Origin of the sequence: Bradyrhizobium sp. ORS 86 (genome assembly GCF_045571475.1) — a bacterium.
Lineage (GTDB): Bacteria > Pseudomonadota > Alphaproteobacteria > Rhizobiales > Xanthobacteraceae > Bradyrhizobium.
Genome location: NZ_CP120699.1, coordinates 6,486,077 through 6,507,008, shown reverse-complemented (window position 1 = coordinate 6,507,008; position 20,932 = coordinate 6,486,077). Strand labels below are relative to the sequence as shown.

At 61.0% G+C, this 20,932-nt stretch carries 19 protein-coding genes and 1 tRNA gene; 9 read left to right on the top strand and 11 right to left on the bottom strand.

What is annotated here, in order from left to right; translation table 11 throughout:
- Positions 1 to 153: 153 nt before the first annotated feature.
- Positions 154 to 2,469, bottom strand: coding sequence for a molybdopterin cofactor-binding domain-containing protein (locus P6U25_RS29925; protein ID WP_407148344.1), 2,316 nt, complete (start codon positions 2,467 to 2,469; stop codon positions 154 to 156).
- Between the two features lies 1 nt (position 2,470).
- Positions 2,471 to 2,923, bottom strand: a complete 453-nt coding sequence (locus tag P6U25_RS29920; RefSeq protein WP_407148343.1) for a (2Fe-2S)-binding protein — start codon at positions 2,921 to 2,923, stop codon at positions 2,471 to 2,473.
- Between the two features lie 606 nt (positions 2,924 to 3,529).
- On the opposite strand from P6U25_RS29920, the gene P6U25_RS29915 reads away from it, so the two are divergent.
- Positions 3,530 to 3,604: transfer RNA gene (locus P6U25_RS29915), tRNA-Glu, on the top strand.
- 86 nt (positions 3,605 to 3,690) lie between these two features.
- Positions 3,691 to 4,398: a L,D-transpeptidase gene (locus P6U25_RS29910; protein ID WP_407148342.1), complete on the top strand. Its 708-nt coding sequence runs from the start codon at positions 3,691 to 3,693 to the stop codon at positions 4,396 to 4,398.
- A 77-nt stretch (positions 4,399 to 4,475) separates the two neighbouring features.
- On the opposite strand, the gene P6U25_RS29905 is transcribed toward P6U25_RS29910, so the two are convergent.
- Together P6U25_RS29905 and P6U25_RS29900 are read right to left on the bottom strand one after the other, a co-directional pair.
- On the bottom strand, positions 4,476 to 6,314 hold the full coding sequence (locus P6U25_RS29905; RefSeq protein WP_407148341.1) for a beta strand repeat-containing protein: 1,839 nt from the start codon (positions 6,312 to 6,314) through the stop codon (positions 4,476 to 4,478).
- A 204-nt stretch (positions 6,315 to 6,518) separates the two neighbouring features.
- The gene (locus tag P6U25_RS29900) at positions 6,519 to 7,829 is read right to left on the bottom strand and encodes an MFS transporter (RefSeq protein ID WP_407148340.1); all 1,311 of its coding nucleotides are present in this window, start codon (positions 7,827 to 7,829) and stop codon (positions 6,519 to 6,521) included.
- An 89-nt stretch (positions 7,830 to 7,918) separates the two neighbouring features.
- Here P6U25_RS29900 and P6U25_RS29895 point away from each other — a divergent pair, with 89 nt between their 5' ends.
- The 3 genes from P6U25_RS29895 to P6U25_RS29885 all read left to right on the top strand — a co-directional run bounded on the left by P6U25_RS29895 (position 7,919) and on the right by P6U25_RS29885 (position 10,427).
- On the top strand, positions 7,919 to 8,515 hold the full coding sequence (locus tag P6U25_RS29895; protein WP_407148339.1) for a TetR/AcrR family transcriptional regulator: 597 nt from the start codon (positions 7,919 to 7,921) through the stop codon (positions 8,513 to 8,515).
- A gap of 287 nt (positions 8,516 to 8,802) precedes the next feature.
- Positions 8,803 to 9,234, top strand: a complete 432-nt coding sequence (locus tag P6U25_RS29890) for a very short patch repair endonuclease (RefSeq protein ID WP_407148338.1) — start codon at positions 8,803 to 8,805, stop codon at positions 9,232 to 9,234.
- A 242-nt stretch (positions 9,235 to 9,476) separates the two neighbouring features.
- On the top strand, positions 9,477 to 10,427 hold the full coding sequence (locus P6U25_RS29885; RefSeq protein WP_407148337.1) for a DNA cytosine methyltransferase: 951 nt from the start codon (positions 9,477 to 9,479) through the stop codon (positions 10,425 to 10,427).
- On the opposite strand, the gene P6U25_RS29880 is transcribed toward P6U25_RS29885, so the two are convergent.
- The 6 genes from P6U25_RS29880 to P6U25_RS29855 all read right to left on the bottom strand — a co-directional run bounded on the left by P6U25_RS29880 (position 10,414) and on the right by P6U25_RS29855 (position 16,886).
- A complete protein-coding gene (locus P6U25_RS29880) occupies positions 10,414 to 11,721 on the bottom strand; it encodes a hypothetical protein (RefSeq protein ID WP_407148336.1) in 1,308 nt (435 codons plus the stop codon). The genes P6U25_RS29885 and P6U25_RS29880 overlap by 14 nt on opposite strands.
- A 2-nt stretch (positions 11,722 to 11,723) precedes the next feature.
- Positions 11,724 to 13,913, bottom strand: coding sequence for an ATP-binding protein (locus P6U25_RS29875; protein ID WP_407148335.1), 2,190 nt, complete (start codon positions 13,911 to 13,913; stop codon positions 11,724 to 11,726).
- Positions 13,914 to 14,161: 248 nt separating this feature from the next.
- A complete protein-coding gene (locus P6U25_RS29870) occupies positions 14,162 to 14,428 on the bottom strand; it encodes an HGGxSTG domain-containing protein (protein ID WP_407148334.1) in 267 nt (88 codons plus the stop codon).
- The gene (locus tag P6U25_RS29865; RefSeq protein WP_407148333.1) at positions 14,425 to 15,087 is read right to left on the bottom strand and encodes a hypothetical protein; all 663 of its coding nucleotides are present in this window, start codon (positions 15,085 to 15,087) and stop codon (positions 14,425 to 14,427) included. Before P6U25_RS29865 ends, P6U25_RS29870 begins: the two co-directional genes overlap by 4 nt.
- A gap of 697 nt (positions 15,088 to 15,784) precedes the next feature.
- Positions 15,785 to 16,204, bottom strand: a complete 420-nt coding sequence (locus P6U25_RS29860) for a CBS domain-containing protein (protein WP_407148332.1) — start codon at positions 16,202 to 16,204, stop codon at positions 15,785 to 15,787.
- Positions 16,205 to 16,415: 211 nt separating this feature from the next.
- On the bottom strand, positions 16,416 to 16,886 hold the full coding sequence (locus P6U25_RS29855) for an aminoacyl-tRNA deacylase (RefSeq protein ID WP_407148331.1): 471 nt from the start codon (positions 16,884 to 16,886) through the stop codon (positions 16,416 to 16,418).
- A 232-nt stretch (positions 16,887 to 17,118) separates the two neighbouring features.
- Between P6U25_RS29855 and P6U25_RS29850 the strand changes: the two genes are divergently transcribed.
- The 4 genes from P6U25_RS29850 (at position 17,119) to P6U25_RS29835 (ending at position 19,878) form a co-directional block, all read left to right on the top strand.
- Positions 17,119 to 17,388, top strand: a complete 270-nt coding sequence (locus P6U25_RS29850; RefSeq protein ID WP_407148330.1) for a hypothetical protein — start codon at positions 17,119 to 17,121, stop codon at positions 17,386 to 17,388.
- Between the two features lie 257 nt (positions 17,389 to 17,645).
- The gene (locus tag P6U25_RS29845) at positions 17,646 to 18,947 is read left to right on the top strand and encodes a pilus assembly protein TadG-related protein (protein ID WP_407148329.1); all 1,302 of its coding nucleotides are present in this window, start codon (positions 17,646 to 17,648) and stop codon (positions 18,945 to 18,947) included.
- A gap of 44 nt (positions 18,948 to 18,991) precedes the next feature.
- Positions 18,992 to 19,495, top strand: coding sequence for a TadE/TadG family type IV pilus assembly protein (locus P6U25_RS29840; RefSeq protein WP_407148328.1), 504 nt, complete (start codon positions 18,992 to 18,994; stop codon positions 19,493 to 19,495).
- Positions 19,492 to 19,878, top strand: coding sequence for a TadE/TadG family type IV pilus assembly protein (locus tag P6U25_RS29835; RefSeq protein WP_407148327.1), 387 nt, complete (start codon positions 19,492 to 19,494; stop codon positions 19,876 to 19,878). The genes P6U25_RS29840 and P6U25_RS29835 overlap by 4 nt, the downstream gene beginning before the upstream one ends.
- A gap of 33 nt (positions 19,879 to 19,911) precedes the next feature.
- Here P6U25_RS29835 and P6U25_RS29830 read toward each other — a convergent pair whose 3' ends face one another.
- A complete protein-coding gene (locus P6U25_RS29830; protein ID WP_407148326.1) occupies positions 19,912 to 20,715 on the bottom strand; it encodes a hypothetical protein in 804 nt (267 codons plus the stop codon).
- Between the last annotated feature and the right edge of the window lie 217 nt (positions 20,716 to 20,932).

Below are 20,932 nucleotides of genomic sequence, written 5' to 3'. Positions count from 1 at the left end.
CGGATCGCATCGCGAGATGCGATCCGGGTGGGGGTTCTCTCCACGATGCGACTCGCGGAGAGAGCCCCCACCCTAGCCCTCCCCCGCAAGCGGGAGAGGGAACGCAGCGACCATGCCGCTACTGACCTCATCTCATCATCAGCGCTACCACCCTCACGTCTCGAGCTGCTTGCCGATCGGCAAGTTGCGGATGCGCTTTCCGGTGGCGGCGAAGATCGCGTTGATCAGCGCCGGTGCGAACGGCGGTACGCCGGGTTCGCCGACGCCGCTCGGCGGCGTGCCCGGTGCGGGCGGCACGATGTGCACGTTGGTGATCACAGGCGACTCGTCCATCCGGATCACCGGGAAGTCGTCGAAGTTGTTCTGCTGCACCTTGCCGTCCTTGAAGCTGATCTCGCCATATTTGGCGAGGCTCAGCCCCATGATCGCGGCGCCCTCGATCTGCGACTGGATCCGCTCCGGATTGACATAGGTGCCGCAATCGATCGCGGTATCGACCCGTGGCACGGTGAGCTTGCCCTTGTCGTCCACGGCCACCTCGACGATGGTCGCGATGTAGCTGACGAAAGAGCGGTGCACGGCGATGCCGAGACCGTGGCCCTTCGGCACTTGGCGCCCCCATTCGCCCTTGTCGGCGACCACTTCGACCACCTTGCGCAGCCGCGCGGTGTCGATCGGGTAGCTGTCATAGGGCTCACCGTAGTTCCAGGGATCCTTCACCGAGGACAGGTTGACGATCCGTGGGCTTCCGATCAGCTCCAGCAGCATGTCCTTCTGGTCGCGGCCCGTTGCATGCGCGATCTCCGCGGCCATCGATTGCACCGCGAAGGCGCGCGGGATGTTGGACACCGAGCGGAACCAGCCGATCCGCGTGTAGGCGGCCGCTTCCGGATTCTCGCACTGCAAATTGGCGATCTCGAACGGATTGTCGATCAGGCCCATGCCGAGCTCGAACGGCGCTTCGTGATTGGCCCCGGCCGCAAAGGTCGAGGCGATGGTCGGCGCCACGCTGCGGTGCCGCCACGCGATCACCTTGCCGTTCTTGTCGAGGCCCGCCTCGATGCGCTCGACCGAGACGGTGTGCAGGAAGTCGTGATGGACGTCGTCCTCACGGGTCCATTGCACCTTGACTGGCGCGCCGAGCTCCTTCGAGAGCAGCGCCGCCTCGATCGCGAAATCGCATTTCGATTTGCGTCCGAAGCCGCCGCCGAGCAGCGTAACGTTGACCGTGACATTGTCCTCGGGGATGCCGAGCGACTTGGCGACATCCTCGCGGGTGCCGCCCGGGCTCTGCACCGGCGCCCAGATTTCGGCCTTGTCGCCCTTGACGTCGGCAACCGCGACCGGCGGCTCCATGCTGACATGGGCGAGATGCGGCAAATAGTATTCGCCGACGATGACCTTGTCGGCGCTCTTCAGCGCCGCATCGACGTCGCCTTCCTTGCGGACGACAAGGCCGGGCTTGCGCGCGGCGTCCTCGAGCGTGGCGCGGTAGGCGACCGAGTCGTAGGTGGCGTTGGCGCCGTCGTCCCAGACCACCTTCAGCGCGTCGCGTCCCTTGATCGCGGCACCGGTGTTGCGTGCGATCACGGCGACGCCGCCGAGCGGCTGGAACTTGGACGGCCACGGCCAGCCCTTGACCTCCATCACCTTCTCGACGCCGGGAACCTTGGTCGCGGCGCTGTCGTCGAACGACTTGACCTTGCCGCCAGTGACCGGCGGACGCGCGATCACGGCGTATTTCATCCCGGGCAGGCGGATATCGGCGCCGTAATGCGCCTTGCCGGTGGTGATGTCGTGAAGGTCGACGATCGAGACCTCGCCTTTGCCGAGGTAGCGGAAGTCCTTCGGGTCCTTCAGCTTGAGGCTGTCGATGGCAGGCACCGGCTCCTTGGCGGCGTCGGCCGCGAGATCGCCGAAGCCGGCCTTGCGCCCGCTCGCACTGTGGACGACCTCGTGGTTCTGCGCCTTCACCTCGCTCGCCGGCACGCCCCATTTCTTGGCGGCGGCGGCTTCCAGCATCGCGCGGGCCGAGGCGCCGATCTGGCGCATCGGGATCAGATAGTGCCGGGTGCTGCGCGAGCCGTCGGTGTCCTGGTTGCCGAACTTGACCTCGTCGCCGTGCGCCTGCTGGACATGGACGCGCGACCAGTCGGCCTCCATCTCCTCGGCGACGATCAGGGGCAGGCTGGTGCGCACGCCGGTGCCCATCTCGGAGCGGTGCGCCACGATGGTGACGACGCCGTCGGGCGCGATCGCGACGAACACGCGAGGATCGACCACGACGCCATGCGGCATCTTGCCGGCGCCGGTCTCATAGGCGAAGGCCTGGCGCGACATCACGGGTGCGGCGAGCACGAAAGAGCCGGCGATGCCGAGGCCTTTCAGGATGCTGCGACGCGAGACGTTCTCGACCCTGACGTGCTTCTCGAAGCCACGAAGCTTGCTTGGATTGGTGAGGATATTCATGTCACACCCCCGTCGATGCGAGGTGCACGGCATTCTCGATGCGCTGATAGCAGCCGCAGCGGCAGATGTTGCCGGCCATGGCTTCGCGGATCTGGTCGTGCGAGGGTTTCGGGTTGTCAGTCAGCAGCGCCGCGGCCTGCATGATCTGGCCGGCCTGGCAATAGCCGCACTGCGGCACGTTGACCTGGCGCCAGGCCTTCTGCACCGGATGATCGCCGGTGGGATGCAGGCCCTCGATGGTGGTGACCTCGCGGCCGCCGACGTCGGACACCGAGGTGATGCAGGAGCGCACCGCCTGCTTGTCGACGATCACGGTGCAGGCGCCGCACAGCGCCTGGCCGCAGCCGAATTTGGTGCCGGTCAGGCCGGCCTCGTCGCGGAGATACCAGAGCAGCGAAAGATCGGGGTCGCCGTCCCAGTTCTGTTCCTGGCCATTGATTTTTAGTTTGATCATGGTCTGTCCTCGCTCTTGCTTAAGCTATTGACCGAAGCGGCGTGAGGGGCGGAACGCCTTCCATCGCCCGCGGCCGCGCTGATGTTCGTTGTGCCAAGATGTTGGTGAGCCAAATTGTCGTGCGCCAAGGTCTGCGCTGTGTTCCAAGCACTCCTCTCGCTCATCTAGCGCCTGCCGGCGCAGCCTGGTGAAGACCGCGATGCTATCAGACGTTGGCGTCGCGTGACTTCACAGACAGGTGTTTTGCATGCGTCGTTTGTCAAAAGCGGGGCCGTGCACGGCGGCGTGCAGCTATCAATCAATGCAACTGCGCGGCGGTCCGGGACACGACGCTGCTGACAGGCGAGGGCAGGACGGCATATCTGACGCTGTCATTCCGCGATGCGCAGTTGCGCATCTGAGGTTCGCGCGGAGCCTGTCATCGGGCCGCGCATTGCGCGGACCCGTTGGCGCGCCCCGGAATGACAGTTACGGCGGCTAGCCGTTTGGCCCCCTTTTGCGCCGAAACCCCTGCCCGCATGGTAAGCATGGGTGACAAAATCCCGCCGCAGCGCACAAGCCATCTTGCGGCGGCCGGATTTCAAGGCTATTGCCTTCCCTCTCAACGCTCCCTTCGTCTAGCGGTTAGGACGCAGCCCTCTCAAGGCTGAAACAGGGGTTCGATTCCCCTAGGGAGCGCCATGAAGCCTTTCAATAGCCATTCTCCTCCCTGCCACCGTATGCCAAACTGTTCTCCGGGCGTATAACGGGACAAGGGGAAATCCGACATGATCATGGATCGTGGCATTGCCGACGCCGGCATGATGGGCGAGGGGGCTCCGGCTGGGCTTCGGTCGCGGCATCTCAACCGCCGGGCGTTTCTGTTCGGCTCCGCTGCCGGTCTCGCCGCGCTTAGCCTGGCCGGTTGCGCATCCGACTACATGAGCCTGGCCGAGGCGGAGAAAGTCTACGGGCCCGTGCCCGACGAGAAATTCCCGATCCCTGCGGTCGATGTCAGCAAGGTCAATCCGAAATATTTCCGCAAGACGGTGCGCTACGACAGCAATGAGGCGCCCGGGACGATCATCATCGATCCCGGCAAATACTATGTTTACCGCCTCGAGGGCGAGGGAAACGCGACCCGCTATGGCGCCAATGTCGGCCGCGATGGGTTCCGCTGGAGCGGGGAGGCCTATGTCGGGCGCAAAGCCGAATGGCCGACCTGGACGCCACCCAAGGAGATGATCGCGCGCCAGCCGGAGGCAGGCAAATATGCTCGCGGCATGCCGGGAGGTCTCGACAATCCACTCGGTGCCCGCGTGCTCTACCTCTATCAAAACGGGGTGTACACGCTTTACACGATCTATAGCACCAGCGACCCCGAAACGATCGGGAACGGCATTACGAGCGGCTGTACCGGCCTGCTCACCCAGGACATGATGGACCTCTATTCGCGAACGCCCCTCAAAACGAAGGTGATCGTGCTGCCGGCATAGGCAGCGGCGTCGGCCGCCGGTCCAGGCGCCGCCAGCCGACCAGGCGCCGCCAGCCAGACCAGCGCCGCCAGGCGCTCTTACACGAAGATGAAATCCTGCGCCGTTAGCGCGTGGGCGCTGTGGACGACCACGTCGTTGCCTGCGCTGAACGTGATCGTGCTTTCCTGGTCGGTTGCGTCATACGCCGAGATCGTGAGCTGACTGATGTTGGTTACGCCCAAGGCACTGACGTCGATATAATCCCGGCCGAGTTGAGAACCTGTGCTTTGGCCGAAATCCTCGACGGTGTCATGGCCGTTGCCGGCGGCAAAGATAAAAACATCATTTCCGCCGTGGGCATTGCCGAGCATTGATTGGGCATCGCCCCACATGTCGTCGTTGCCGCTGCCGGAGATGATGGTGTCATTTCCTCCCTTGGCGTTGCCGGCCATGAGCTGGGCGTCGCCGACCAGGATGTCGTTATAGGAGCCGGCGGCCAGGCCGCTCGCATCATTGCCGCCGGTGAGGACATCATTTCCGCCGACCGCATGATCGTCCATCTTCGCCGCGTCGCCATAAGCGATGTTGGTCGAGCCTGTTCCTCCGGTGAAATGGTCGTTGCCTCCGAGCGAGTTTCCGGTCATCTCGCCTCCGGCGTCGCCGTAGAAGGTATTGTTGGTATTGCTGCCGCCGACGAAAGTGTCGTCACCTCCCTTTGCGCGACCCGACATCTGTCCGGATGCATCTCCAAAGAAGACGTTGGTGGCAACGTTCTGGGCTCCAGTGGAGAAGAAGCTGTCGTTGCCGCCGACCGAGCTGTCCGACATGCTTGCCGCATCGCCTATGAAGGTGGACGAGACGCTGGCAGAGAACAGAACGTCGTTGCCGCCGTGCGCATGACCCGACAGACCGCCGGCCGCATCACCGTAAAAGAAGACGGTCGAGAGGCTGGTCCCGGTAACGTGGAAGGTATCGTCGCCGCCCGCCGCATTCTGGGATATGTCGGCGCCGGCATCGCCATAGAAGGTGAAAGAGAATGGGCTCGGCACCCCCTGGCCGCCAACCTGTGCCGTCAGCGTATCGTTTCCTCCGTGTCCGCTATCTGTGATGCTTCCTCCAGCGTCGCCGTAAAAGGCGTCACGCGGCAGCAATTGGCCAGCCAGCATGTTCGCCGTATCGTTGCCACCCGTCGCGTGATCGGAGATGTTTCCGCCTACGTCGCCGTAGAAAACGCCGGTCCCGCTGAACGTATCATCGCCGCCTTTCGCGTGCCCGGTGAGATTCTGGCCCGCGTCTCCGTAAACCGTTGCGCTACCATCGCCTCCCGATGATTGGAACGTATCGTTGCCGCCGACGGCGTTGTCCGAGATCGAACCAAACGCATCACCGTAAACCGTGTAGTTGCTTCCGGGGCCGATCCTCAAGATGAAATTGTCGGCGCCCCCGATGGAATGTCCGAGCAGATCGCCACCTGCATCGCCCACGAAGACGCTTCGGCAAAGCGTCATGCCAAGAAACGAGTCGGCGCCTCCGACGGAAAAGCCCGTCATGTCGCCTCCGGCGTCTCCATAAAAGAGATTGGATCCAACCCCGCTTCCGGATGCGGTAAAGGAATCATCGCCGCCGATCGCGTGGCCGGACAATTGTCCTCCGGCGTCGCCGTAATAGATGTTTACCGAGCTTCCCTGCGTGCCGGCGAAAATATCATCGCCTCCGATGCCATAGTCGGTGATATCCCTGACCGCATCGCCATAGAAAACGTTTGTCGCGTTGGCCCCGCCGACAAAGCTGTCGTTTCCACCGATCGCATGATCGATAATGCTGCCGCCCGCATCGCCCGCCAGGATATTGTAGGCGTTGTCGAGTCCGGCATAAGCGTCGTCCGTTCCGACTTGGGTGCCACCGAGATTGCCGCTCGTGTACGGAGACCTGGACATTTAAATCTCCTAGCTCATTTTCAATTTTAAATAATATTTTAAATATCGTTGTTGCTCACCGCACGGTAGTCAAGTGAAAATAAAATACGGTCAGGTTGACCAGCGAGAATGCTGGCCAACCGCCGCTGAAAGTGGTTCGGTTCCTCTGGGGAGCGCCGTCTCACCCGAACAATGCTGTAGTCTGGCACCGCCGCGTGCGCGTCTTCACGCCGCGGCGAGCACGCCTTGCGCAGGTCGCCGCGTGATCATCAGCGACAGCACGGCCGCGACGATGCCGGTCAGCCCCGCGATCATGAAGGCTTCGAGATAGTTGCCCTGGGCCGAGCGCATGAAGCCGGCGAAGAACGCCGCGCAGGCGGCGCCGAGCTGATGGCCGGCGACCACCCAGCCGAACACCAGCGGCGCGTTCTTGTCGCCGAACGCTTCGTTGGCGATGCGCACCGTCGGCGGCACGGTCGCGATCCAGTCGAGACCATAGAACACCGCGAACACCGACAGGCTGACCAGCGAGAAATCCGAGTAGGGCAGGTAGATCAGCGACAGGCCGCGCAGCCCGTAATAGAAGAACAGCAGCTTGCGCGGATCGAACCGGTCGGTGAGCCACCCGGACAGGGTGGTGCCGAACAGGTCGAAGAACCCCATCAGCGCCAGCAGGCTCGCCGCCTGCACCTCGACGATGCCATGATCGCCGCAGAACGCGATCAGGTGGGTGCCGACCAGACCGTTGGTGGTGAAGCCGCAGATGAAGAAGGTGGCGAACAGGAACCAGAACGCCCGCGTCTGCGCGGCGCGTGCGAGGTTCAAGAACGCGGCGGTGAACGGATTGCCTTGCGCGTTCGGCGCGGGATGATCGTCATGCTGGCTGCCGAACGAGCGCAGGCCGACCGAGGCGGGCCGCTCCGGCACCAGAAAATAGACCAGCGGGATCAGCACCGCGCAGCACGCCGCCACCGTCAGCACCACCGGCTTCCAGCCGCCCCATGCCACCAGCGCCGCGAGGCCGGGCATGAAGATCAGCGTGCCGGTCGCGGTGCTCGCCGTCAAAAGCCCCATCACGAGGCCCCGATTGGTGGTGAACCAGCGATTGACGATGGTGGCGCCGAGCACGTTGGCGACCGCGCCCGAGCCGATGCCGGAGAGCAGCCCCCAGGTCAGGAAGAGTTGCCAGGGCGCGGTCATGAAAGTGCTGGCGCCGGTCGATGCCGCCATCAGCGTGAGCGCGCCCAGCACGGTGCGGCGGATGCCGAAGCGCTGCATCACGGCGGCGGCGAACGGGCCTGCGAGGCCGTAGAGGAAGATGCCGATCGCGGCCGACGACGAGATCACGCCGACATCCCAGCCGAACGCCTGCTGCAGCGGCAGCATCAGCACGCCCGGCGTCGCGCGCAGGCCGGCAGAGGCGAGCAGCGCAAGGAAGATCACGGCGACGACGACGAACGCGTAGTTCTGGCCGAACGGCCGTCGCGACACGGGGGCGGGTTGAAGCGAGGCGGGTTGAACGGGGGTGCTGGTCATGTTACTTACCGGTACGTATTGGGGTGCGGCGTGTATACGTACCGGTCAGTAACATTGTCAAGTGCCGTGGAGGAGCCGGGAGAACCGTCATGAGCAAGACCGCTGAACCAACTGCGCAGCGCCCCGTGCGCGCCGCCGACCGGATCCGCGCCTCGGCGAGCGAATTGTTCTATCGCGAGGGCATCCGAGCCGTCGGCGTCGATGAGGTGGTCGAGCGGGCCGGCGTCACCAAGCCGAGCCTCTATCGCAGCTTCGCCTCCAAGGACGAGCTCGCCGCCGCCTATATGCGCGACTACGAGCTGGATTTCTGGGACAAGTTCGAGAATCCCGGCGGCAAATCATACAGCGATGCGCGCGAGCACGTGCTCGCCTATATCCGCGTGCTGTCCACGCGCGCCGTGCGCAAGGGCTATCGCGGCTGCGGCCTCAGCAACGCGACGATCGAATATCCGGCGCGCGACAATCCCGCGCGGCAGGTCGCCGAAGCGCACAAGAAGGTCTTCCGCAAGCGCCTGCGCGAGCTCGCAAGCACCATGGGCGCGCGTCACCCCGCCGTGCTCGGCGACGCCCTGCTGCTGCTCATCGAAGGCATCTACACTACCGGCCAGCAGTCGGAAGACGGCCCGGCGCAGTCGGCGGTCGCAGTGGCGAAGCTGTTGATTGATGCGAGCGTGGGGAAGGGGTGAGGTTGAGCGGCGCCAAAACTTTCGAGCGGTAGCTTTGACTAACATGCAGCGGCAAGCGTCGGCACTATCGCTTTGATGTCTGCGGACTTGTTGCACAATTGAGACCAAAGAGGGAAATTGCGCGCGTTGAGGAGTATTTCATCAAGACTCGTCCGCTGCGGTAATGCCGGCGGAGACGCCTGACTCGGGAATGACAGGGAGAGATGGAGTTGGAGCTTCAAATATCTAGCTCCCCAAGATAACAATTCTGTATGGACAACCTCACACCCGTACGGCGAAGCGCCAATATGTCGAAAATTCGTGGAACGAATACGCGTCCCGAATTGCAGGTTCGTAGACTTCTATTTGGCTTAGGGTATCGTTACCGGCTTCATGCAAAGGACGTGCTCGGTCGTCCTGATATCGTGATCAAGAACAGGCGATCTGCAATTTTTGTGCACGGTTGCTTCTGGCATCGTCATGATTGCGGTTTGGCTTACTCGCCGAAATCGCGACGGGAATTCTGGCAGGCAAAGTTCGATAAGAATGTCGCGCGCGATGCCTTCGTTATAAAGGCGCTCAACGACATGGGGTGGCGGGTCAAAGTAATTTGGGAATGTGAACTTAAAGACCCGAAGCGATTAGCTTCCGACCTCAAGAGGTTTCTCGGACCCACGAAATTAACGGCGGTGAAAGCTAAGCCGGGAATTCGTGCGAAAGCCAAGTATTCACGCCTATGACGTCCGTGTAGCCATTGCTGCGAGGTAGCTCAGCTATGTCCTTTGCGCAAATGACGACGATCGGGTGCGGAGCCTGTTTAATTTTCTCGGACGCGCCTTTCCTGTGACGAGGTGATTGGGCAAATTTATCCATTTGGTGAGTCAATTTTGCAACACTAAAGAAAATGGCGCCATGGCTGCCTGGTGGTATCGGTTCCAGGCTGGTAGCCTGGCCGCCCGAATCACACGATTTGGGGCATCAATTGATACGCGCACTAGACATCTTCAGCGGGGCCGGCGGAAGCAGTGCCGGAGCGAGGCAGGCCGGTATAAAAACTGTTGCTGCTATTGATATGTGTCCTGTCGCGACTGCGACATTCGAGCAAAATTTCCCCAGTGCAAAGGTCTATACCAAGCGCCTCGAAGAAATAAATCTAGCGAGCCTGCGTCGCTCAGTCGGAAGTATCGACCTGCTTCTGTCTTCGCCGGAGTGCACAAATCATACGTGCGCAAAAGGCGCCGCTCCAAGGGATGAAAACAGTCGTGCAACAGCAATGCACGTTGTCACCTACGCTGAGGTGTTCAAGCCGCGTTGGATTGTATTAGAGAACGTAGTTCATATGCGTCCCTGGAATCGCTACAATGAGCTTAAGAGTGAATTGGCGGCGCTTGGATACAAGTTAGCAGAGCAAATTATTGACGCATCAGACCTGGGAGTTGCGCAGACGCGCCGCCGACTCTTCCTCGTAGGAGACAGAAGAAGGGCGCCGAAGGCTATTCGCCCACAAGTGCAGAGCCGAAAGCTGTCTGCAAAGTCCATCCTCGACCCCAAAGGTACCTGGGAGACGTCGCCTCTATTCAAGAAAAGTCGAGCAAGAGACACCATCGCTAGGGCCTCTAGAGCAATCGATGAGTTGGGTGAAAACGAACCATTCATCGTTGTTTACTATGGCAGCGATGGAAGTGGTGGCTGGCAGCGCTTAAGCAGGCCGCTAAGGACTATCACAACGGTAGATAGGTTTGCTTTGGTTGAGCCGACGGCCGGAGTATATGAAATGAGAATGCTTCAGGTCCCAGAGTTGAGGAGAGCTATGGGCTTTGATGATAAATTCGTTTTCTCGCACGGGACTCGGCGCGACAAGGTGCGCCTTCTGGGCAACGGCGTGTGTCCACCGGTGATGGAAGCGGTAGTTGCGGCCCTCACCGAAAGCTAATGTATCCGGGCCGAGAGCCATTTGTGTTGCCTTGATAGGCAATCGAAGAGACGATCTGATCCTTCAATCGTCCGATTACCTTGAACTTTGACTCTTCGATGGTCTTACGTGTCATTGGATATGCAACGCCGGTCAGAATTTCCAAGGCGAAACTATCGGTAGAGATGGGGAGTACGCTATCAAACGGTGGAGATTGCCATACACTCGCAGGTAGTTTTAGATCCGCGCCATCCTTTTGCATACGAACCCGAGTCATCGGCACGACTGCTGCCAAGAAATAGGGAATCGTACCAACGTTTCCTTGTGAGAAATCACATGCTGCCTGGACTTGAACAAGCACCCAACGCGGCGTTTTGGGCTCTGTGAGTTTAAGAAGATCGCCCCGCAGCCGCTTCGGTTGCGACCCAAATCGTCTTTCAAATTCATCGTCATTGAGCCATGCTTCCGGAACCTCCAAGATGGCTCCCCTCCGGTGCGGCTTAACGTCTGACGAGACTTCGAGATTCACGGCGGTATTGAGCTTCGAGATGGCGGCAGCATCCAGCGTGAACTTCTCGCCGTGCTTTGTTACCGCCTTTTCCCAAATATCCCTGTCTTCGGCCGAAAATAGCTCGCTGTTCACTGCATCGGTGAGGATCGGCATCAGAGCTTCGTTGGTAGCTTCGAACCGATGATCCGCAACATTGGCCTGCCCAAACGCGTTGACGGCAAGCCTGCTTAGGGCCCGATCCATTCTTTCGGCAGCTTCGCCACCTGAGAAGCGGCCTGATATATCGTGTATGTTGAAGAGCACTCGTTCGGCCGCCCTAGAGACTCTTCGCTCCCAATCCAAGATTGCCCCAAATGGAGGGTTCTTCGTCAACAGTGACTTGATCTCATCTTTGAATCCATCCGGATCGTCAAGAAAGTCCGCCTTTGCAAGAGGGACTGAGAAGAATGGCATCCTACTTTCAGTAAAGCCCTGATGGCGCATTCGTTGAATGAGTGCGTCATGCAAGTCTGTCGTTGACCACGTTACCAGAGCATACGGCCCATTCTCAGCGGATATAATGCGATCGATTAAGCTCGCGGGAGGGCCAAGCGTGGCGTGATCGTTGCCCGGAGAAGTTCCGCCGACAAGATTGATGTCGATTACTACGAGGCGTATGCCGCCGAAGGATGTGTCAACTGCCGGTCGCTCATCCGGATAATGGTAGCTCAGACATGCTAAGCCGAGCTTTCTCAAAGCACTGATGACTGCTTCGAGATGGACAGAGTCATCATCAACAACTACAATCTTCGCCCCAGGAAACATAACTAGCCTTTGTTGCTAAACACGATAGCAAAAGCCGCGCCATCATATGCAGGAGGAATGCCCACGTCCTGTCGGTTAGGAGATGCAACCAAGCGAGCATTGTTTAATTCGCAAACAAGGTTGACGTAGTAGAGCCCAAGGCCCATGCCGTCCGGCTTGGTCGTCATGAATGGCCGCACCAAATCTGCAGCATTTGCCGAAAGTCCTGGCCCGTTGTCTGCGATGACGAGAGCTGGGCCGTCGTCAAAATAATCAGTAGCGCCAATGTAGATAGCCCGGTTCTTCCGATCGGTCTTTCTTTCAGGCCATTTCACTTGCAGCCAGTAGATTGAGTTGTCGATCAGATTGGATAGCGCCCCCAAGAACATCCCGAACGCCGCATTGACCTGAAAACTCTCCTGTTCGCCCGTCAATATCGGGCAAGAGAAGATCACGTTGTGAATATCGAACCGGCTCGCGTTGAGGAATTTGCACTCCTCCAATAGCTCCTTGACTTGATGCTTACGCTTCCTGTCCTTTCTTAGAAGAGTTGAAAAGCCATCAAGCAGTTGACTCAGATGCTCAGCTCTCTCTAGCAGACGAGGAAGCGGCACCTTCTTGCGAATATCGGAGGTAAGCCCCTTTACGCCGCGATCGATTTCATGAAACAGGATGCCCAAATTCAGCCCGGCCATTCCAGCGTGGGTCATTACCTCCTTCATTTCACCGAATTTCTGCTCGATGGCCTTCAAGTGCTTACCAAGGTCACTCGAAAGTCTTCGTTTATCGAACTCAGCTCGAAGCGCATTGATAGGGTCTTCGATGTCGCCAACCGCGGCCTCCGTTACGGTCTTTAGTGCGATCCGAATGCGATTCTTGTCGTCATCCCGAAGATGTTCGAACTCGATCAATGCCCCCAGCACGATCGCTTTGAATTTCGCAAATGCTTCGTTCTCTACGAAACCTTCTCGGTTGGTCTTTTCGAGCAATCCTCGCGTCTTGTCACCACTCGATGCCAGGGAGAGATCAATTGCGCCGATGAGAATATTGTTGCTCAACCGTCTCGTGGGAATGTTGACCCGCCGTTGATCAAGCCCGAGCCAGTCATCACCAGCAGCATGTTCACCATAGTTGTAGACGCGAACACCATCTCTGTAGACCCGAACGCCTCCATTTTCGTCGAGGAAGTCGGTTAGCGAAGTCGCTTCAGTCATGCGTTGGAGGACCGGTCGGTCGCGGTCGAATGCGTAAAATTCGCCAAGGATAGGTCCGATTGCTTCTTTCGACTCACCATTTACATTGACTTGGGTGAACTCTTCATCGGCGATTATCCGGCGCTTCTCCTTCCCATCTTCATCCAGAATCGGAAAAAGCTTTTGGTCCTGCGGCGCAAGCTTCAGCGGACTATCAAGCGAGTTTTCAGTGCGGCCTTTGATTCCGATACCGGGAAGAGGAGTGAACTTATACGCCCATTCAAACTTTCCATTCTCGTAGAGGAATGTGAAGTGCCACATCGCTCGGTCAAGGAAGTCTGGTGTGTCGAGCAACCCATCAAGCCAGCTCTCGTGCCGCGGGACATAGAGTTCAACGTTGAAGCTTTCGGGAGCCTTGGTTGGAGAAGATATGGACTTCACGTTGCGCCAAAGGCGACGAATATCGCCCTGCTTCCAATCGGTGCGCAATCCGGATATCTCGATTTCTGTTCCACTCTCTTTGTGTTTGAAGAGGGGTGCTTTGCTTTGCACGATATGGATCGCCGCTTCGTCCATATATTTATGTTGAGCGTACTCCTCCCAGTCGATTGAGACCTCGTATTCGGGTTGTCCGCGCTGCTTTGTGTTTACCTTGATGCGAGTTCCGAGCTTGTGGACTGCAAATCGGCCAACTCCTTTTTCCCCTAGAGGCAGTCGGTGAAACTTCGGGCTTCGTTTGTTGCTTTGCTTTTGGAGTTCGCGGTAGTCTGCACCTGGCTCGAGCCAAACGTTTGTGATGACGTCAAGGCTCATGCCTTCGCCATTGTCACGAATCACGATCCGCGCCGCTTCGGTTCCCAGGTCGTGGAAAGTGAGGCGGACGTTTGAGGCGTCGGCGTCATAGGCGTTCTTGACCAGCTCGAATACTGCCAGTCGGCTGCTGCCGATTAGCTGATCCCCCATCAGTTGCAGCAAGCGGGCGCGGGGGCGGAAGGTCAGAGATTCTGAGCTTGTGGGCATGGCTATGAATTAGCCGCCTCTCGATGCGGAGTTAAGGGGAGAACTTGGAACGATTTGTCCACGCTACAACAATAAGTTGAGGAATGTCCTCGCGACTAAAGTCTCCCACTGATTTGCGCGCTGGCGGAAACAACTGACGTAGCTGGACACCGTTCGGCAACGTGGTCGCAGTCTAAAGATATTTCAACAGTTAAGCGGTAGGATTGCCGGATTCCCTGGCGAGCGCCAAGCGGCTTTTGGGAAGCTAATCACTTCATTCCCTCCATCAGCCTCCGCGCCTCCCCCAGTAACGCCCGTATCTCCCGTCGCTCGGCGATCGCACCCCTGGTGAACAGGCCGTGCTTGCGCGCGTTCCGGTTGGCCTTTGGCGCGCCGGAGCCCGGTGCGCCGCCGTGCATGCGGCAGCGCTTTCGGCCTGAGACCGCCGGCGCGCGGCACGCGCCGCCAAAGCGGGTCTTGGCGCCGCAGCGCGGGCTCGCCAGCATCGCCCCGGTCTGTCTGATGTGATCGCTCATGCCTGCGCGTCCCGCGCGGCATCGGCGGAAGCGCGCCGTCGCCGGGAGCGCGCGGTCTTCGGCGCTTTCCGCGGTGCGGATGCCGAGGTCTTGTCTGATACGATCACGCTTGCATGCTGGGTGACGTTGCCGACGATGGCGTTGCCGCCGTCCTCCACCTTCACGTTCTGCACGGTGATGGCGGGCTCGCCGTGGCTGCGGTAGCGGTTCAGCGCCTCGATCTGGGCGGGGAAGGTGCGGGCGAGCCGGCCGAGAGCGCGCGCGGCGCTGTCGTGCTGGGCGAGGTCTTTCGCGTGCGCGAGGTGATGGGCGCAGCGCATCGCCATCACATGCACCGACACCATCTGCGCCACCAGCATCGCCTCGACGGAGTCCCGCGGGCGAAGGCTCTTCACCATCGAGAGCATGAAGGAGAGGTTGACCTGGTCGGGACGTCCGCCGCTCACGCTGGCCTTGACCAGTTGCCGCAGGATGCCCTCCATCGCGTCGCGGTCGACGGCCCCCAGCGCGTTCGCCATGAGCTGTTCGCCGAGCTCGGGATCGGGATGGTCGATGCAGAAGCCGTGCGAGGAGAATTTGACCCGCGGGGCTGCGGCAGCTTGGGTTGGATCGGATGCGGCGATCGCCGTCGTCATCGCGGGGTCCGGAGCGGTGGTCATGTCGATCTCCCTGGCAGGCACGGTCCGGCCACGCGCCGGCGATCGCTCGCCGCGGGGAGCCGGTGCACTGTTTCAATGGTGGGTGAGGATGTTCGGCCGCAATCGCAAGCCGGCGCGCCCGCCGAGGCGGGGCGCGAGCGTTTGCACGATTTCGGAATATTGGAAGTATGCCCCTGAGTTGCCCGGCGCGTCAAGTCGCCTTGTCGAGAGCATGATGGGATTAGCTTGATCTGAAACAGCGGCGGAGGTCACCTCTCCCTTGGGAGAGGTGATTTGCGCAGCGAATCGGGTAAGGGGGGTACGGTCTATCGAGAGCGCTAGGGCCCTCACCCGGATTGCATCTGACGATGCAATCCGACCTCTCCCCGACGGGGAGAGGTCAACAGAAGCCGCCGTAAGTCGTCGACCGAAGCCGCCGTGAGTTGGTTCAACCCAAACTCATCACGCTCGAGTGGCGGCGGCCGCCTGCTCCTTTGCATGGGGTTGTTTTCGATGTTTTGGCGGCGCCCCCTTCGAAGGGGCGTTCGCCGACGTCATCCGCGGTGATGCCGGCCAGGGCGGTCGCAACCACCGGCGCAAGGCGGCGCGTGTCGGCCGCAGCTTTTGGCGCCGTGCGATGGTTCAGCGGCGAGCGCCTGGCTCGCCCTTGCCACGAGACCTGATCACGCGGCGCTCGGGCGGCGAGCGCGGGCCTAAGTCAGTGGTGCGCCGACACGTGCCTGACGGTCTCGGTCAGCACATCCGCCGACGCCGAGCGGCTCACGTCGCCCAGACTGATGATGCCGACCATCCGCTTGCTCTTGTTGATCACCGGCAGCCGGCGGACCTGCAGCTTCTCCATATGATGCATCGCTTTGGCGAGGTCGTCGTCGTCGCGGCAGCAATGGATGCCCTCGGTCATCACATCGCGCGCCGTGGCGCGGCTGGCATCGAAGTCGTTGCTCGCGAGTCCCTTGCAGACGATGTCGCGGTCGGTCACCATCCCGATCAGCTTGTCGTCGGCGCCGATCGGAATGCAGCCGATGTCACGAGCCCGCATCAGCTTGGCGAGCTCGGTGACGGGGGTGTTGGGATTGACCCAGTCGACACCCTTGTGCATCACATCCTTGACTTTCATGGCGAGGCTCCGTTCCCTGACTTTGTCCTGGGTTTCAGGTGCATTGATTGCAATGCAGCAACGCCCCCCAGCAACGCCCCCCATGTGCTGATTGTACAACCGATCGGGTGCGAGGTCGCCGCGGCAAGCCTCTCCCCGAACAATTTAATCGCGACGTCGCGGCCCGGGTTTCCGCCCGAGATCGCAAAGGCGTCGGGCGGCGCGCAGCGCCTCAGTCGTGGCTGCTGAAGCGCCCGTGCTGTGCGTCGGCGGTCAGGCGCGCAAACTGCGCGTGGCCCATATGGAGCAGCGTCTGGTGGTCGCCGGCTTCCATATAGATCTCCGGCTGCGCCTCGATGCTGTCGTCGACGATGCTGTCGAGCCCGTAGCATTTGCCGACCGCGGGGACCGCACCGTGTGCGCAGTCGCTGAACAGCCGGTTGATCTCGGATTCATCGGCCATGTCGACGCTGTCGCCGAGCTTGGTCCGCAGGTCCGACAGCCGCAGATGATGCGATGCGGGCAGGATCGCCAGCATGTATTGGCCGTCGCGCCGCAACACGATGCTCTTGGCAAGGCAATCGCCCGAGATATGGCACGCCTCAGCGGTGCGCGTGGACGTCATGCTGAGTTCGTGCGGGATCACCTCGTATTGGATGTTTTCGGCAGCCAGGTATTTCTGGAGCGTGGGAGAAATGGCCATGACATCACCTCCGATGCAAATGCGCACCGCCATCGTGAGGTCTTTCCCCGCAGACTCTCGCCCTACGAGGCGGTTGCCTGATGGTCACCAGCATAGGTCTTCCATTCGCAAGCTGCAATTCGTCATCGTGTGAGGGCTTCGGGAAGCATCAACATCCCCCGATGAACGACCGTTCATGGAACGGCGTGGATGGCGAGCCGTTATTGGCGGGGCTTCGTTCGTGGAGGAAAAAATGAAGCACGCAATCATCGCACTTTCCGCAGCTTGCCTTCTTGCGTCCGCCCCCGTCGCCTTCGCGCAGGGCGTGTCGAGCAAGACACCCGGCCATGAGATGCATGCGAAGGGCTCCAAGAAGGGCACCCATGGCGCCTCCGGCTATGCTCCGGGCCACGAGATGCAGGCAAGGGGATCGAAGCGCGGCAGCCCGGGTGCCTCCGGTTACGCTCCCGGTCAGACCACCGGCTCAAGCACCCGGATGGGCACCTCGACAAGGTCGAAGTAGGCTAACAGGTAGGCTCAAGCGAAGCGGCCCGCCGCCAGCCCGGCGGGCCGCGCTGCCCCCGGTCGTGGTCGCCTTCCGGTGATCCTGTCCGCAGATATCCGATTGGATAACGAAGCGTTACGCGCTCGCGCCAAGTTTCTGCGACGAAGGATAGGCCGCGTTAAATCGCCGCACCGTATAGGATTTGCATCGGCCACCTGACTACCGAGGACAGCATGACGGCCTTCATGCGTTGGAAGGCGGAAGTACCCTCGCAAATGAGGCCAGCGCCGGCGATGCGGCGCTCCCGCGTCAATCATCTTTTCGATCGCTTTGCGCGCGACCAGTCCGGCAGCTACGCCGTCCTCGTCGCCCTGCTGCTCCCCGTTCTGGCCGGGACTGCGGGCCTCGGCACCGAGGTCGCCTGGTGGTTCTACAAGCAGAAGAACATGCTCAGCGCCGCCGACTCCGCGGCCGTCAGCGCAGCCACCGCCGGCACCGATCTCGCCACCGAGGCCGACGCCGTCACGGCGTTCTACGGCTACACCAACGGGGCCAACAACGTCACCGTCACGGTGAACCAGCCGCCGACCACCGGAAGCTTCACCTCGAACGCCCAGGCGGTCGAAGTCATCATCAGCCAGCCGCAACCGCGGCTGTTGTCGGCGTTGTTCGGCTCCGGCACGGTGCCCGTCACGGCCCGCGCGGTCGCGCTCGGCAATGTCGGCATCGGCTGCGTGCTTGCGCTCGATCCCACCGCGAACTCGGCTGTGAGCGCAAGCGGCAGCAACAATGTCAACCTGATCAACTGCAATCTTTACAGCAACTCCAGCGGGTCTCCCTCGCTGAACGTCAGTGGCACGGCGAGAGTGTCCGCCAACCTGGTCGGAGCGGTCGGCTCCATCTCCGGCGCGAGCAACATCACAGCCCCGAACGGCATTCGCAGCGGCATCAGGCCGATCGCCGATCCCTATGCGACTGTTTCTCCGCCCACGACGCCGACCCCGTGCAACCCCGCCAATCAAAAGATCAACAGCAGCGGCAAGGTCAATTCGATCACTCCGAATACGTGCTACAGCGGCCTGGTATCGGTGCAATCCGGATACACGCTCGATCTCACTCCCGGCATCTACTACTTTTACGGCTCCGGCGGCGGCTTGTCGGTGCAAGGCAACGCAACGGTCACGTGCTCCTCCTGCAGCGGCACCTCGGGCGTGACGCTTGTCTTCACCGGCTCGGCCAGCAACGGCTGGGCCACCGCCAACATCGGCAGCAACGCCATCATCAATTTGACGGCTCCGGCCTCCGGCCCGACCAAGGGCATCGTGATGTATGGCGACCGCAACATGACGACGGGCGCGACCTTTTCGCTGCAGGGCGGCGGCTCCCAGAATTTCGGCGGCGCGATCTATCTGCCGAAAGCGAACCTGCAGTTCAGCGGCGGCAACGGCACGACCACCTCGTGCACGCAGGTCATCGCCGACACGATTGCACTTACCGGCAGTTCGAATCTTCAGGTCAATTGCGCGGCCTTGGGCGGCAGCACCATCGGCACGACGACGGCGCAACTCGTCGAGTGAAGCCCGGAATATTGACTAAGGATATTGAAGGCGGAGTTTTTGAGATGAAGACATGCAATGCATATGGTGAGTGCCGGTCCGATCGGCGTCGCAGCCCGCGTCGCCTGCTCGGGCTTTTCCGCAAGAACACGCGCGGCGCTGCCGCGATCGAGTTCGGCGTTTTGGTGCCGCTCCTTACGCTGATGGTGGTCTCGGTGGTCGACATCGGGCTCGCAGTCTATCGCAAGGTGCAGGTCGAAAATGCCGCGCAGGCCGGCGTTGAATACGCCATTGCCCATGGGTTCGACGTGAATGCGATTTCTGCCGCGGTCGCCAACGCGACCAATTCCACCGCGATTACCGCGAACCCCGCGCCCGCCAAATACTGCGGCTGCGCGACCACGTCCGGTGTCGACAGCATGAGTTGCGGCAGCGTCTGCCCGGGAGGCGGAGTGGCCGGTACTTATACCACCGTGTCAGCGCAAGCGACCTACTGGACGATCGTCAACTACCAGGTCGTTCCCGTCAGCTATTCCATCAGCATGCAAGCGATGGCGAGATTGCAATGACGAGTGCCGGCCCGTTTTGGCGCGATCATCGCGGTGCCTCCGCGCTCGAATTTGGCCTGATCGCACCGCTGTTCTTCGCTTTCCTGTTCGGCATCATCGAAATCGGTCTATTGCTGTGGACCCAGGCGGGATTGCAGCGCGGGGTCGAGATTGCCGCGCGATGCGCGACCGTGAACGCCACGCTCTGTCCCATAGACAAGCCGGACGTGATCGCCGCCTACGCAAGCCAGCAGGCGTTCGGCCTCAACCTGCCGGCTTCAACGTTCAGCTACGCCGCACCCGCCTGCGGCAACCAGGTGAGCGCGAGCTACCAGTTCCAGTTTCCGCAAGTCCTCAATCTGGCCCCGCTGACGCTGACGGCGGCGGCCTGCTTTCCCGCCTGACTGCAGCGCAGACAACCCGCCTCCTTCCGGCGGTCACCGCATCTCGGTTGCCATGCGGGATCCGGGATGTCGTCCCGGCCGCTGCGGCAAGACCAGAATGAGCCCGACGATTGCGGCGAGGATCACCGCGGATGCCAAGGAACGGCTCAGCGCCAGGCCGCCATCGCTCGTTGGCTTGTCGAGAAAATCTCCGATCGTCGCGCCGAGTGGTCGCGTCAAGATGAAAGCCGCCCAGAACAGAAAGACGCGCGAGACTGCCGTCCAGTAATACAGAACTGCCAGCAGGACGAGTCCCGCACAGAACACGAGCGCGCCTCCGTCATATCCCAGTCCGGTGTCGTCAGCGGTCCAATCTCCGAGTGCGGTCCCCAACGTCTGCGAAAACGTGATCGTGATCCAGTAGAAGATCTCCACCTTCGGCGTTGCCACCGTCTGAACATTGACCGAGCCGAGGGTGAGGTACCAGATCGCGAGCGAGCCCAGCACGCACGCCAACAGGATCGACGAGCCTCCGATATAGCCGATGCCCAATGAACGATCGAAAAAGTCCGCCATCGCTGTGCCCACGGTCGTGGAGGCTATGATGGCGAGCCAGTAGATCCAGGCGCTGAATCGCTTCGTCGCGATCTGGGCGATCACGGCCGCAACGAACACGGCGAGAAATATTCCGGTGCCGATCAGATAGCCGCCGTTGCCGGGATATTTGTCTGCATGCAGCCAGCTCATGGTCACGGCGTCGCCGCCGGTTTCCCCGAGCGTCGTGGCAAGGATCTTGATCAGCCAGAAGCCGAGCGTCACCTCGGGCACTTTGCTCGGGATTTCGTCTTCTCTTTCCATTGTGGGTCCTGCAATCATTCACGTGGTTCGAGTGTCCGCCGCCAATGCGGCAAATCCTCGTGCACAACGCAAAAAGCACGGCAAGGTCGCCTGGCGGACTATGCGGTATGGCAACGTTGCCGTTCGGCAAGCGCAGCACTCCGTTCTTGGCCGGCTGCCTGCCCGCATGGCCAACTGCCGCCACATGCCACCCCCGACTTAGCTGACCCTTAGGAAC

Excerpts from the sequence above, each read along its gene's own strand:
- P6U25_RS29925 (WP_407148344.1), bottom strand. The coding sequence starts at position 2,469 with ATGAATATCCTCACCAATCCAAGCAAGCTTCGTGGCTTCGAGAAGCAC.
- P6U25_RS29920 (WP_407148343.1), bottom strand. The coding sequence starts at position 2,923 with ATGATCAAACTAAAAATCAATGGCCAGGAACAGAACTGGGACGGCGAC.
- P6U25_RS29910 (WP_407148342.1), top strand. The coding sequence starts at position 3,691 with ATGATCATGGATCGTGGCATTGCCGACGCCGGCATGATGGGCGAGGGG.
- P6U25_RS29905 (WP_407148341.1), bottom strand. The coding sequence starts at position 6,314 with ATGTCCAGGTCTCCGTACACGAGCGGCAATCTCGGTGGCACCCAAGTC.
- P6U25_RS29900 (WP_407148340.1), bottom strand. The coding sequence starts at position 7,829 with ATGACCAGCACCCCCGTTCAACCCGCCTCGCTTCAACCCGCCCCCGTG.
- P6U25_RS29895 (WP_407148339.1), top strand. The coding sequence starts at position 7,919 with ATGAGCAAGACCGCTGAACCAACTGCGCAGCGCCCCGTGCGCGCCGCC.
- P6U25_RS29890 (WP_407148338.1), top strand. The coding sequence starts at position 8,803 with ATGTCGAAAATTCGTGGAACGAATACGCGTCCCGAATTGCAGGTTCGT.
- P6U25_RS29880 (WP_407148336.1), bottom strand. The coding sequence starts at position 11,721 with ATGTTTCCTGGGGCGAAGATTGTAGTTGTTGATGATGACTCTGTCCAT.
- P6U25_RS29875 (WP_407148335.1), bottom strand. The coding sequence starts at position 13,913 with ATGCCCACAAGCTCAGAATCTCTGACCTTCCGCCCCCGCGCCCGCTTG.
- P6U25_RS29870 (WP_407148334.1), bottom strand. The coding sequence starts at position 14,428 with ATGAGCGATCACATCAGACAGACCGGGGCGATGCTGGCGAGCCCGCGC.
- P6U25_RS29865 (WP_407148333.1), bottom strand. The coding sequence starts at position 15,087 with ATGACCACCGCTCCGGACCCCGCGATGACGACGGCGATCGCCGCATCC.
- P6U25_RS29860 (WP_407148332.1), bottom strand. The coding sequence starts at position 16,204 with ATGAAAGTCAAGGATGTGATGCACAAGGGTGTCGACTGGGTCAATCCC.
- P6U25_RS29855 (WP_407148331.1), bottom strand. The coding sequence starts at position 16,886 with ATGGCCATTTCTCCCACGCTCCAGAAATACCTGGCTGCCGAAAACATC.
- P6U25_RS29850 (WP_407148330.1), top strand. The coding sequence starts at position 17,119 with ATGAAGCACGCAATCATCGCACTTTCCGCAGCTTGCCTTCTTGCGTCC.
- P6U25_RS29845 (WP_407148329.1), top strand. The coding sequence starts at position 17,646 with ATGAGGCCAGCGCCGGCGATGCGGCGCTCCCGCGTCAATCATCTTTTC.
- P6U25_RS29840 (WP_407148328.1), top strand. The coding sequence starts at position 18,992 with ATGAAGACATGCAATGCATATGGTGAGTGCCGGTCCGATCGGCGTCGC.
- P6U25_RS29835 (WP_407148327.1), top strand. The coding sequence starts at position 19,492 with ATGACGAGTGCCGGCCCGTTTTGGCGCGATCATCGCGGTGCCTCCGCG.
- P6U25_RS29830 (WP_407148326.1), bottom strand. The coding sequence starts at position 20,715 with ATGGAAAGAGAAGACGAAATCCCGAGCAAAGTGCCCGAGGTGACGCTC.